The organism is Enterobacter sp. K510, from assembly GCF_055804875.1.
The window spans coordinates 1-12,881 of sequence record NZ_JBNRLQ010000016.1 but is presented as its reverse complement, the minus strand read 5'-3'; the positions used below and the strand labels follow the sequence as shown (position 1 = coordinate 12,881).

The 12,881-nt window shown below is 57.8% G+C and carries 8 protein-coding genes; 6 read left to right on the top strand and 2 right to left on the bottom strand.

Features of this window, described 5'->3' with window-relative positions; genetic code table 11:
* The first annotated feature begins 75 nt into the window (after positions 1–75).
* The gene (locus tag ACQUTD_RS20800) at positions 76–1,482 is read left to right on the top strand and encodes a YchO/YchP family invasin (protein WP_473276044.1); all 1,407 of its coding nucleotides are present in this window, start codon (positions 76–78) and stop codon (positions 1,480–1,482) included.
* On the opposite strand, the gene narL is transcribed toward ACQUTD_RS20800, so the two are convergent.
* Together narL and narX are read right to left on the bottom strand one after the other, a co-directional pair.
* Positions 1,483–2,133, bottom strand: a complete 651-nt coding sequence (gene narL / locus ACQUTD_RS20795) for a two-component system response regulator NarL (RefSeq protein WP_072568658.1) — start codon at positions 2,131–2,133, stop codon at positions 1,483–1,485. It abuts the gene before it with no gap.
* Complete coding sequence (narX, locus tag ACQUTD_RS20790) at positions 2,126–3,922, bottom strand: nitrate/nitrite two-component system sensor histidine kinase NarX (RefSeq protein WP_072568657.1); 1,797 nt, start codon at positions 3,920–3,922, stop codon at positions 2,126–2,128. The genes narL and narX overlap by 8 nt, the downstream gene beginning before the upstream one ends.
* 309 nt (positions 3,923–4,231) lie before the next feature.
* Here narX and ACQUTD_RS20785 point away from each other — a divergent pair, with 309 nt between their 5' ends.
* The 5 genes from ACQUTD_RS20785 to narI all read left to right on the top strand — a co-directional run bounded on the left by ACQUTD_RS20785 (position 4,232) and on the right by narI (position 12,671).
* Positions 4,232–5,626: a NarK family nitrate/nitrite MFS transporter gene (locus ACQUTD_RS20785; RefSeq protein WP_072568656.1), complete on the top strand. Its 1,395-nt coding sequence runs from the start codon at positions 4,232–4,234 to the stop codon at positions 5,624–5,626.
* 385 nt (positions 5,627–6,011) lie between these two features.
* Entirely contained in the window at positions 6,012–9,755 is a 3,744-nt protein-coding gene (locus ACQUTD_RS20780; RefSeq protein WP_473276039.1) for a nitrate reductase subunit alpha, read from the top strand.
* Positions 9,752–11,287: a nitrate reductase subunit beta gene (gene narH / locus ACQUTD_RS20775; RefSeq protein ID WP_473276037.1), complete on the top strand. Its 1,536-nt coding sequence runs from the start codon at positions 9,752–9,754 to the stop codon at positions 11,285–11,287. Before ACQUTD_RS20780 ends, narH begins: the two co-directional genes overlap by 4 nt.
* Positions 11,284–11,994, top strand: a complete 711-nt coding sequence (gene narJ / locus ACQUTD_RS20770) for a nitrate reductase molybdenum cofactor assembly chaperone (protein WP_072568653.1) — start codon at positions 11,284–11,286, stop codon at positions 11,992–11,994. Before narH ends, narJ begins: the two co-directional genes overlap by 4 nt.
* On the top strand, positions 11,994–12,671 hold the full coding sequence (gene narI, locus ACQUTD_RS20765; RefSeq protein WP_072568652.1) for a respiratory nitrate reductase subunit gamma: 678 nt from the start codon (positions 11,994–11,996) through the stop codon (positions 12,669–12,671). Before narJ ends, narI begins: the two co-directional genes overlap by 1 nt.
* The last annotated feature ends 210 nt before the right edge of the window (positions 12,672–12,881 follow it).

Genomic DNA, 12,881 nt, shown 5'->3' with positions numbered 1-12,881 from the left:
ACGGGTAAAAAACGTTAGCATTGACTTTTATAACCGCTCAACTACCCGGCAGGTGAGACGTCGCTGAAGATATTGATGCGTAAAGCGTTAAGACCATTTCATCCTTTCCTGTTATTTCTGCTGCTGACAGGCGGCAGCCACGCGGCTACGCCCGGCTGGAACCAGCAGGCGCAAAATCCCTTTGATAATGATGCAGACGGCCTGCCCGATCTGGGCATGGCGCCGCCCACCAACAACGGCGAAAAGCATCTGGCAGAGATGGCGAAGGCCTTCGGTGAAGCCAGCCAGAGCGACAGTACGTTGAGCGCCGGACAGCAAGCGCGGCAGTTTGCGCTGGATAAGGTGCGCGATGCGGTGAGTGGCGAAGTGAACGAGCAGGTGGAGTCGTTACTGTCACCCTGGGGCAACGCCAGCGTCAACGTGCAGGTCAATGATGAAGGGCGCTTTACCGGCAGTTCCGGCAGCTGGTTTATTCCCTGGCAGGACAATAACCGCTATTTAAGCTGGAGCCAGCTGGGGTTGACCCAGCAGGAAGATGGGCTGGTCAGCAACGCGGGCATCGGCCAGCGCTGGATGGCAGGCAACTGGCTGCTGGGCTACAACACCTTTTACGACAACCAGATTGACACCCATCTGCAACGCGCGGGCGTCGGTGCGGAAGCCTGGGGGGAATACCTGCGGCTGTCGGCCAACTACTATGAGCCGCTGTCCGGCTGGCATGATGACGGCGCGACCCTGCAACAGCGCATGGCGCGCGGCTACGATATTACCGCTCAGGCGCGGATGCCCTTTTATCAGCATCTCAATACCAGCCTTAGCCTTGAGCAGTATTTTGGCGACAGCGTCGATCTCTTTGACTCCGGCACCGGTTATCACAACCCGATGGCGGTGAAAGTGGGGCTGAACTATACCCCGGTGCCGCTGGTCACGCTCACTGCGCAGCATAAGCAGGGGGAGAGCGGCGACAGCCAGAACGATCTGGGGCTTAAGCTGAATTATCGTTTCGGCGTTCCGCTGAAAAAGCAGCTTTCCGCCAGCGAAGTGGCGCAAACCAGCTCGCTACGCGGCAGTCGCTATGACAGCCCGACGCGCAACAATCTGCCGTTGGTGGAACAGCGCCAGCGTAAAACCCTGTCAGTGTTTCTTGCCACGCCGCCCTGGGATCTCTCCCCCGGCGAAACGGTGGAGCTGAAAGTGCAGGTGCGCAGCGTTCATGGCATTCGTAACGTTGTCTGGGAGGGCGATACTCAGGCGCTGAGCCTGACGCCGCCGGTCAATGCTCATCAGCCTGAAGGCTGGAGCATTATTATGCCTGCCTGGGATGCCCGTGAAGGCGCGAGCAATCGCTGGACTCTGTCGCTGACGGTGGAAGATGAGAAGGGGCAGCGCGTTTCATCCAACGAAATCACGCTGGTGCTGACGCAACCGCTGACCAGTGAACCTGTCAGCGATCCGCGCTGGGAGCTGCTGCCCGCGCCCTGATCAGAAAATCCGGTCCTGATGTACCCACACGGCGGCTTCGACACGGGATTTCAGCTTCATTTTCTTCAGCATATGCTTCACGTGCACTTTGACGGTGCTTTCGGTGATGTCCAGACGGCGGGCGATCATTTTGTTCGGCAACCCCTGGGCGATGAGTTTGAGAATATCGCGCTCGCGCGGCGTTAACTGACTGACGTCACGGTCAGAAGTGGCGCGGTTGGCGCGCAGGCTGGCGGCCAGCACCGGCGTCAGCGCTTCGCTGAGCACCATTTCTCCTGCGGCAGCCTGTTGCAGCGCCTTCAGCAGATCCTCCGGCTCCATATCTTTTAACAGATAACCGTCCGCGCCGCGTTTCAGCGCCGTCACTACGTCTTCTTCATGATTCGACACGCTGAATACCACGATGCGCCCGGAGAGGGTTTTCTCCCGCAGCTTATCGAGGGTTTCCAGGCCGTTCATGCCCGGCATATTCAGATCCAGCAAAATCAAGTCCGGATCTAACGCCTCGGCCAGTTCAATGCCCTGTTCGCCGTTACTGGCTTCGCCAGCCACCGTGATGTCGTTTGCCATGCTGATGAGCTGCTTAACGCCGGTGCGCAGCATCGGATGATCGTCAATCAGCAGGATAGTGGCGGGTTCCGGATTAGTCATCGTTATCTCCTGGTCGTGATGAGAGAAGCTTTTCAGGTATGAAGGTGATTATCACTTCGGTTCCACCGGCCTCCCGGCGGCGGATCACACAGTCGCCGCGCAAACTCTGGGCGCGGTCACGCATGATAATCAGGCCATAATGGTTGGTGCGCTCGGCATGTTCCGGGATGCCGCACCCGTTGTCTGTCACGCACAGCGTTACCCGCTGCGCCTGTTGGGTCACCGACACGGTTACTTCAGTGGCCCCGGCGTGTTTAAGGGCGTTGCTCAGGGCTTCACGGGCAATTTGCAGCAGATGGATCGCCTGATGCGAGGGCACAAAGCGGGGCGGCAGCTGGTAATCGAGCGTGACCGGGAAGCCAAAATGGGCGCTGTATTCCTGACAGCTGGCCTGCAGTGCCGGGCGCAGACCGGGCTCAGTGAGCTGTAAGCGGAAGGTGGTAAGCAACTCCCGCAGTTGCGCCCAGGAGGTATTGAGCTCATTGCGGATCTGACCCAGCAGCTGGCGGCTGTTTTCCGGCAGCGTATCCCCCTGCATTTGCAGACAGCTGACCTGTATTTTCATACAGGAGAGCGACTGGGCGATGGAGTCATGCAGTTCCCGCGCAATGGTGGCGCGCTCCTCCATCACCATCATCTGCTGCTGGCGCTCCTGATGACGCTCCAGCGCCAGGGTGGCGGTGAGCTGTTCCACCAGCGTATCCACCAGTTGTTGCTGATCGTGGCTGAGATGACGGCCCGGCGGCAGCTGAGCCAGCAGCAGGCCATATTGCATATGGGCATCCGCCAGCCGCCACTTGAGGGTTATACCCCCTGCGGGGGACGCTTCCTGGCTGCGTGGGCAGAGATTGCAGCCGATATTGTCGCAGCTGGCGTCCGACTGGCAGGTAAATTCCTGATGATTAGCCTCATCTTCAATATCGTAAATACGCAGTTCGATATCATGCAGCAGCGTCAGACTTTGCAGGCCGTTCAGCACCGGCGAAATACGCTCGCACATAGGCACCTGGGAGTGCAGGCGGCGGTTGGCCTGCCACAGGAAGGAGAGGATCTGATTTTTTTGCTCAAGCCCGGCGGTTTTTTCCTGCACCCGCTGCTCCAGCACGGCGTAGCTTTCCGCCAGCTCCGCGGACATATTATTGAGCGCCATGCCCAGCGTCGCCATTTCATTGCGTCCGCTGATATTCGCCCGGCGGGTGAAATCCCGGTGGCTGACCGCCCGCGCCATGCGCACCAGCTGTTGCCACGGACGCAGCAGGCGGGCGCGCAGCCAGACAATAGTGAATACCAGCAGGCAACCCATCACCGCCGCCATAGCCCACTGCATCACCACCACGCGCTCAATACGCTGTTCGGTACTGTGATCAAAAGCGGTCACCAGCATATCAATGCGATTAACAAAGGTGGCGATTTCCGCGGAAACCTCCTGCGGTTCGCGGGCGCGTTTTAAGCCCGGCTCGACATCGCTGCGCCAGAAATTTTGCAGGGCGATCAGCTGTGATTGTTGGTCGTCACGCACAGCGGCCTGCGCCAGCTCCGGGCTGAAGGCGGTCTTCGACATTTCATCCAGCAGCGGCTGATCGTCGGCGGTCAACGGGATGGCCGCCAGCAGGCGGTAGCTCTGCATTCGCAGTGAACCGGCTTTATTGATGGCATGGGCGCTGCCCTGGACACCCTGCGCCAGCGAGCCGGAAATCGCCATGCCCGTCACGCCGATAAGGGTGGACAGCAGCATGATCAGCGCCAGTTGATTAACCAGCGTGAGGGGAGAAAACAGGCGTTTTAACATCGTCAGGGCAGCTCCAGACCTGGGACAGGTGCGAGTGAGGCGGTATTGTCGGACATACCCCGGAGTATACCCATACCTAAAAAGAGTTACCTCTTTATTGCCCATGCCGGATGACAAAGATCCATGCATGCGGCGAATACCTACAGCGCCGTGAAAAACCACACTATTTTTGACGCTATTAAGTGCCCATTAGGGAGTAGGGTTGATTTTTGTGCCGCTGACCGTCAACTTTTCCTTTGATTTATATCAACTTAAGCGCCGCTGTAAACCCTAAGGTGGCAGGCGTTGAATTGATTATCAGAGGTGTCTATGAGTCACTCTTCCGTTCCTGAAAGGGCTACCGGATCCGTCATTACTGAATGGCGTCCGGAAGATCCTGCTTTCTGGCAACAAAAAGGCCATCGTGTGGCGAGCCGCAATTTGTGGATCTCCGTGCCTTGCCTGTTGCTGGCGTTTTGCGTGTGGATGTTGTTTAGTGCGGTCGCGGTAAACCTGAATAAAGTGGGTTTTAACTTTACGACCGATCAGCTGTTTATGTTAACCGCGCTGCCGTCCGTATCCGGGGCGTTGCTGCGTGTGCCGTACGCCTTTATGGTGCCGATCTTTGGTGGCCGCCGCTGGACGGCGTTCAGCACCGGGATCATGATCATTCCCTGCGTATGGTTAGGTTTTGTGGTGCAGGATCCGACCACGCCGTTCAGTACTTTCATCATCATTGCGCTGCTGTGCGGTTTTGCCGGGGCGAACTTTGCTTCCAGCATGGCGAACATCAGCTTCTTCTATCCGAAAGAGAAGCAGGGTGGTGCGCTGGGCATTAATGGCGGCATGGGCAACCTGGGCGTGAGCGTGATGCAGCTGGTGGCACCGCTGGCGATCTCCATGTCCATATTCGCGGCTTTTGGCGGCACGGGCGTTGAACAGGCCGACGGTTCCCGTCTGTATCTGGAAAACGCCGCATGGATTTGGGTGCCGTTCCTGGTGGTCTTTACCCTCGCGGCCTGGTTCGGCATGAACGAGCTGGCGACCTCGAAGGCCTCGCTCCGTGCGCAGCTGCCGGTATTAAAACGCGCCCATCTGTGGATCCTCGGCTTCCTGTATCTGGCAACTTTCGGCTCCTTTATTGGTTTCTCTGCCGGATTTGCGATGCTGGCGAAAACCCAGTTCCCGGATGTTAATGTGCTGCATTATGCCTTCTTTGGCCCGCTGATTGGCGCCATTGCCCGCTCCTGTGGCGGGGCGCTGTCGGATCGTCTGGGCGGGACCCGCGTCACGCTGGTGAACTTCATCGTTATGGCCATTTTCAGCGCGCTGCTGTTCCTGACGCTGCCGACGGCGACCAGCGCCGGTCATTTCGAAGCCTTCTTCGGCGTGTTTATGGTGCTGTTCCTGACGGCCGGGCTGGGCAGTGGTTCCAGCTTCCAGATGATTTCGGTGATTTTCCGCAAGATGACCGTTGAGCGCGTGAAAGCGCAGGGCGGCGATGATGCCCAGGCGCTGCGCGAAGCGGCAACCGACACCGCAGCCGCGCTGGGCTTTATCTCGGCGATTGGCGCGATCGGCGGCTTCTTTATCCCGAAAGCCTTTGGCACCTCGCTGGCGCTGACCGGTTCCCCGGCCGATGCCATGAAAGTGTTCCTCGTGTTCTATGTTGCCTGTGTAATTATCACCTGGGCGGTGTATGGCCGTAATTCTAATAAAAAGTAAGTACTGTTGATTATCCTTGCGCGGCCTCGCCGCGCTTTTTTTACCCTTAATATAGTTACAACATACTTTAGTTTTTCACCCGTTGCACCGTGGCAAAACGTTGCGCGGCGTCACAGGGTGAAATCATCTACCCCCTAATACCCCGCATGGCTGAATATCGGCAGTAAAATTACGGGTTAATTTAAAAATAACTTATATTTCATAAAGTTATTGAAATAAAGATTATCCCCCTTTGGTGGTATGGCGTTTAACGACCGCCATGACTAAGCCGATGTGCCTTGATCGTCATCAATTCCCGCCATCATTCAGCGCGTTACCTTCGCCGCAACTTGCAGCAATGTCGATTTACCAGAGAGCCGCACAGGCTCCTTACAGGAGAAACCCGATGAGTAAATTCCTGGACCGGTTTCGCTACTTCAAACAGAAGGGCGAAACCTTTGCCGATGGGCATGGCCAGATTCATGAATCAAACCGGGACTGGGAGGACGGATACCGTAACCGCTGGTCGCACGACAAAGTGGTGCGCTCCACGCACGGTGTAAACTGTACCGGTTCTTGCAGCTGGAAGATTTTTGTTAAAAACGGCCTGGTCACCTGGGAAACCCAGCAGACTGACTATCCGCGTACCCGTCCGGATATGCCGAACCACGAACCGCGCGGCTGCCCGCGTGGCGCGAGCTACTCCTGGTATCTCTACAGCGCAAACCGTCTGAAATACCCGCTGATGCGTAAGCGTCTGATGAAACTGTGGCGTGAAGCGAAAACCCGTCACAGCGATCCGGTGAATGCCTGGGCGTCGATTATCGAAGACGCGGAGAAAGCCAAAAGCTTTAAACAGGCGCGTGGACGCGGCGGCTTTGTGCGCTCCTCCTGGCAGGAAGTGAACGAGCTGATCGCCGCCTCTAACGTCTATACCGTGAAAACCTACGGCCCGGACCGTGTCGCGGGCTTCTCGCCGATCCCGGCGATGTCGATGGTGTCTTATGCCTCTGGCGCGCGTTACCTGTCGCTGATTGGCGGCACCTGTCTGAGCTTCTACGACTGGTACTGCGACCTGCCGCCTGCATCCCCGCAGACCTGGGGCGAGCAGACGGACGTGCCGGAATCCGCCGACTGGTATAACTCCAGCTATATCATTGCCTGGGGCTCTAACGTTCCGCAGACCCGTACCCCGGACGCGCACTTCTTTACGGAAGTTCGCTACAAAGGCACCAAAACCGTCGCCATTACCCCGGACTACGCGGAAATCGCCAAACTGTGCGACCTGTGGCTGGCCCCGAAACAGGGCACCGATGCCGCGATGGCGCTGGCGATGGGCCACGTGATGCTGCGTGAGTTCCACCTCGATAACCCAAGCCAGTACTTCACCGATTACGTGCGCCGTTACACCGACATGCCGATGCTGGTGATGCTGGAAGAGCGTGAAGGTTACTACGCCGCAGGCCGTATGCTGCGCGCCGCCGATCTGGTGGATGCCCTCGGCCAGGAAAATAACCCGGAATGGAAAACCGTTGCCGTTAACGACAACGACGAACTGATCGCGCCGAACGGCTCCATCGGTTACCGCTGGGGCGAGAAAGGCAAGTGGAACCTCGAACAGCGCGACGGCACAACCGGTGACGAGGCGCATCTGCGTCTGAGCCTGCTCGGCAATCACGATGACATCGCTGACGTTGGCTTCCCGTACTTTGGCGGCGACGGCACCGAGCACTTCAACAGCGTGGCGCTGGACAACGTGCTGACCCATAAACTGCCGGTCAAGCGTCTGCAACTGGCCGACGGCAGCACCGCGCTGGTGACCACGGTTTACGATCTGACGCTGGCGAACTATGGCCTCGATCGCGGCCTGGACGATGCCAACTGCGCCACCAGTTACGATGAGGTCAAAGCTTATACCCCGGCATGGGCCGAGCAAATCACCGGCGTGCCGCGCGCGCAGATCATCCGTACCGCCCGCGAGTTTGCCGATAACGCCGATAAAACCCATGGCCGTTCCATGATCATCGTCGGCGCGGGTCTGAACCACTGGTATCACCTCGATATGAACTATCGCGGCCTGATCAACATGCTGATCTTCTGCGGCTGTATCGGTCAGAGCGGCGGCGGCTGGGCACACTATGTCGGCCAGGAAAAACTACGTCCGCAGACCGGCTGGCAGCCGCTGGCATTTGCCCTTGACTGGCAGCGTCCGGCGCGTCATATGAACAGCACCTCCTACTTCTATAACCACTCCAGCCAGTGGCGCTATGAGTCGCTGACCGCGCAGGAGCTGCTTTCACCGCTGGCGGACAAATCCCGCTACAGCGGCAACCTGATCGACTTTAACGTTCGCGCCGAGCGTATGGGCTGGCTGCCGTCCGCGCCGCAGTTAGGCACCAACCCGCTGCGCATCGCTGCCGAAGCGGAAAAAGCCGGGATGAACCCGGTGGATTACACCGTGAAGGCGCTGAAAGAGGGCACCATCCGTTTCGCGGCAGAACAGCCGGAAAACGGCAAAAACCATCCGCGCAACCTGTTTGTCTGGCGCTCCAACCTGCTGGGTTCTTCCGGTAAAGGCCATGAGTACATGCTGAAGTACCTGCTGGGTACCGAGCACGGTATTCAGGGGCTGGATCTCGGTCAGCAGGGCAGCGTGAAGCCGGAAGAAGTGGAATGGGTGGATAACGGTCTCGACGGCAAACTGGATCTGGTGGTGACGCTCGACTTCCGTCTGTCCAGCACCTGCCTCTATTCCGACATCGTGCTGCCGACCGCCACCTGGTACGAAAAAGACGACATGAATACTTCGGATATGCATCCCTTTATTCATCCGCTGTCTGCGGCCGTCGATCCGGCGTGGGAGTCAAAAAGCGACTGGGAAATCTATAAAGGCATCGCGAAGTCCTTCTCTGAAGTGTGCGTCGGCCATCTCGGTAAAGAGACAGATATTGTGACGCTGCCAATCCAGCACGACTCTGCCGCCGAACTGGCGCAGCCGCTGGATGTGAAGGACTGGAAAAAAGGCGAATGTGATCTCATCCCGGGTAAAACCGCGCCGCACATTATTCCGGTTGAACGCGACTACCCGGCCACCTGGGAGCGCTTCACCTCTATCGGCCCGTTGATGGAGAAAATCGGCAACGGCGGCAAAGGCATCGCCTGGAATACCCAGAGCGAAATGGATTTGCTGCGTAAGCTCAATTACACCAAAGCGGACGGCCCGGCCAAAGGCCAGCCGATGCTGAATACGGCCATTGACGCCGCAGAAATGATCCTCACACTTGCGCCGGAAACCAACGGTCATGTGGCGGTAAAAGCCTGGGCGGCGCTCAGTGAGTTTACCGGTCGTGATCATACGCATCTGGCGACCAATAAAGAGGAAGAGAAGATCCGCTTCCGCGATATTCAGGCTCAGCCGCGCAAAATCATCTCCAGCCCGACCTGGTCTGGCCTGGAAGACGAGCACGTCTCCTATAACGCGGGTTACACCAACGTTCATGAGCTGATCCCGTGGCGTACGCTGTCCGGCCGTCAGCAGCTGTATCAGGATCATCAGTGGATGCGTGACTTCGGCGAAAGCCTGCTGGTGTACCGTCCGCCGATCGACACCCGCTCGGTAAAAGCGGTGATGGGCAAGAAATCCAACGGCAATCCGGAGAAAGCGCTGAACTTCCTGACGCCGCACCAGAAATGGGGCATTCACTCCACTTACAGCGACAACCTGCTGATGCTGACCCTGTCACGCGGCGGCCCGATTGTCTGGATGAGTGAGAGTGACGCCAAAGATCTGGGCATTGAGGATAACGACTGGATCGAAGTCTTCAACAGCAATGGCGCGCTGACGGCGCGTGCGGTGGTGAGCCAGCGTGTCCCGTCCGGCATGACCATGATGTATCACGCGCAGGAACGTATTGTGAACCTGCCGGGATCGGAAATCACCGGTCAGCGCGGCGGCATTCATAACTCCGTCACCCGTATCAGCCCGAAACCGACCCATATGATCGGCGGCTATGCACAGCTGGCCTACGGCTTTAACTATTACGGCACGGTCGGCTCTAACCGCGATGAATTCGTAGTGGTACGTAAGATGAAAAATATTAACTGGCTGGATGGCGAAGGCAACGACCAGGTACAGGAGAGCGTAAAATGAAAATTCGTTCACAAGTCGGCATGGTGCTGAATCTTGATAAATGCATCGGCTGCCATACCTGTTCAGTCACCTGTAAAAACGTCTGGACCAGCCGTGAAGGCATGGAGTACGCGTGGTTTAACAACGTGGAATCCAAACCCGGCATCGGCTATCCCAATGACTGGGAAAACCAGGAAAAATGGAAGGGTGGCTGGATCCGTAAAATCAACGGCAAAATCCAGCCGCGCATGGGTAACCGTGCGACGCTGCTGGGTAAAATCTTCGCTAACCCGCATCTGCCGGGCATCGACGATTACTACGAGCCCTTTGACTACGATTATCAGCACCTGCATAACGCGCCGGAAAGCAAACATCAGCCGATCGCCCGTCCGCGCTCGCTGATTTCCGGCCAGCGCATGAACAAAATCGAGCACGGTCCGAACTGGGAAGAGATCCTCGGCGGCGAGTTTGAAAAACGCGCCAAAGATCAGAACTTCGAGAACATGCAGAAGGCAATGTACGGCCAGTTCGAAAACACCTTCATGATGTACCTGCCGCGTCTGTGTGAGCACTGCCTGAACCCGGCGTGCGTGGCAACCTGTCCGAGCGGAGCGATCTATAAGCGTGAAGAAGATGGCATTGTGCTGATCGACCAGGATAAATGCCGCGGCTGGCGCATGTGCATCACCGGCTGCCCGTACAAAAAGATCTACTTCAACTGGAAGAGCGGTAAATCCGAGAAGTGCATTTTCTGCTACCCGCGTATTGAAGCCGGTATGCCGACGGTGTGTTCCGAAACCTGCGTTGGCCGCATTCGCTATCTGGGCGTGCTGCTGTATGACGCGGACGCTATTGAAAATGCGGCGAGCACTGAGAACGAAAAAGATCTCTATCAGCGTCAGCTGGACGTATTCCTCGATCCGAACGATCCGGCAGTGATCGCCCAGGCGCTGAAAGACGGCGTGCCGCAGAGCGTGATCGACGCGGCGCAAAACTCGCCGGTGTACAAAATGGCGATGGACTGGAAGCTGGCGCTGCCGCTGCATCCGGAATACCGCACGCTGCCGATGGTCTGGTACGTGCCGCCTCTGTCACCGATCCAGTCCGCTGCCGATGCGGGCGAGCTGAGCAGCAACGGTATTCTGCCGGACGTCGACAGTCTGCGTATTCCGGTGCAGTACCTGGCGAACCTGCTGACCGCAGGCGACACCCAGCCGGTACTGCTGGCGCTGAAACGTATGCTGGCGATGCGTCACTTCAAACGTGCTGAAACCGTGGACGGCGTGCTCGATACCCGTGCGCTGGAAGAGGTGGGGCTGACCGAAGCCCAGGCGCAGGAGATGTACCGTTATCTGGCCATCGCCAACTACGAAGATCGTTTCGTGGTGCCGTCCAGCCACCGTGAACTGGCGCGCGATGCCTTCCCGGAAAAAAGCGGCTGTGGATTCACCTTTGGCGATGGCTGCCACGGATCTGACAGCTCCTTTAACCTGTTCAACAGCCGTCGCATCGACGCGGTCGATGTGACCAGCAAAACGGAGCCGCACCCATGATCGAACTGGTGATGATTTCCCGCCTGCTGGAATACCCGGATGCTGCCCTGTGGCAGCATCAGCAGGAATTATTTGATGGTTTCGCCTCCTCTGAAAATCTGGAGAAAAGCGACGCTCAGGCGCTGACGGTGTTTCTGCGTGATTTGACGCAGCAGGACATGCTGGATGTCCAGTCCCGCTACAGCGAACTTTTCGATCGTGGCCGCGCGACCTCGCTGTTGCTGTTCGAGCATGTGCACGGTGAATCACGCGACCGGGGCCAGGCGATGGTGGATCTGATGGCGCAGTATGAGCGCCACGGTCTGCAGCTCGACAGCCGCGAACTGCCGGATCATCTGCCGCTGTATCTGGAATATCTGGCGCAGCTGCCAAAAGACGAGGCGCTGGGTGGCTTGCAGGACATCGCCCCGATCCTCGCGCTGTTAAGCGCGCGTCTGCAACAGCGTGAAAGCCCATACGCGACGCTGTTCGGCGTGCTGCTGAATCTGGCGAACACCACCATTGACAGCGACAAAGTGGCCGAGAAAATCGCCGGTGAAGCCCGTGATGACACCCCGCAGGCGCTCGACGCCGTCTGGGAAGAAGAGCAGGTGAAATTCTTTGCTGAACAGAGCTGTGGCGAGTCGGAGATCAGCGCCCATCAGCGTCGTTTTGCGGGGGCTGTCGCTCCGCAGTATCTGAATATTTCTAACGGGGGGCAGCAATAATGCATTTCCTGAATATGTTCTTCTTTGACATCTACCCGTACATTGCGGGGACCGTCTTCCTGGTCGGTAGCTGGCTGCGTTATGACTATGGTCAGTACACCTGGCGGGCAGGCTCCAGCCAGATGCTAGATCGCAAGGGCATGAATCTTGCGTCTAACCTGTTCCATATCGGTATTCTCGGCATTTTTGCCGGGCATTTACTGGGGATGCTGACGCCGCACTGGATGTACGAATCTTTCCTGCCGATTGACGTTAAGCAGAAGATGGCAATGATCGCCGGCGGCGCCTGTGGCGTGCTGACGCTGGTGGGCGGCCTGCTACTGCTGAAACGCCGTCTGTTCAGCCCGCGCGTACGGGCGACCACCACCGGGGCGGATATTCTGATCCTTTCCCTGCTGATGGTGCAGTGCGCGCTGGGCCTGCTGACCATTCCGTTCTCGGCGCAGCATATGGACGGCAGTGAAATGATGAAACTGGTGGGCTGGGCGCAATCCGTGGTGACCTTCCACGGCGGCGCGTCAGCGCATCTGGACGGCGTGGCCTTTATTTTCCGTGTGCATCTGGTGCTGGGCATGACGCTGTTCGTCCTGTTCCCGTTCTCGCGCCTGGTACACATCTGGAGCGCGCCGGTAGAGTATTTAACGCGTAAGTATCAGGTAGTGCGCGCGCGTCGCTAAGAACGCACTCAGCGCCTTTAAAACCCCGCTCATGCGGGGTTTTTTATTGGGTTTCGCCGGATGGCGGCTACGCCTTATCCGGCCTACAGGGAAATCTTTGGAGGATATTCGTAGGCCCGGTAAGCGCAGCGCCACCGGGCAAAAAGCATATTGTCGGTGTTTGATTTAATTATGAGGGGATGAAACAGAGATGGTGGTGGGGGAAGGATT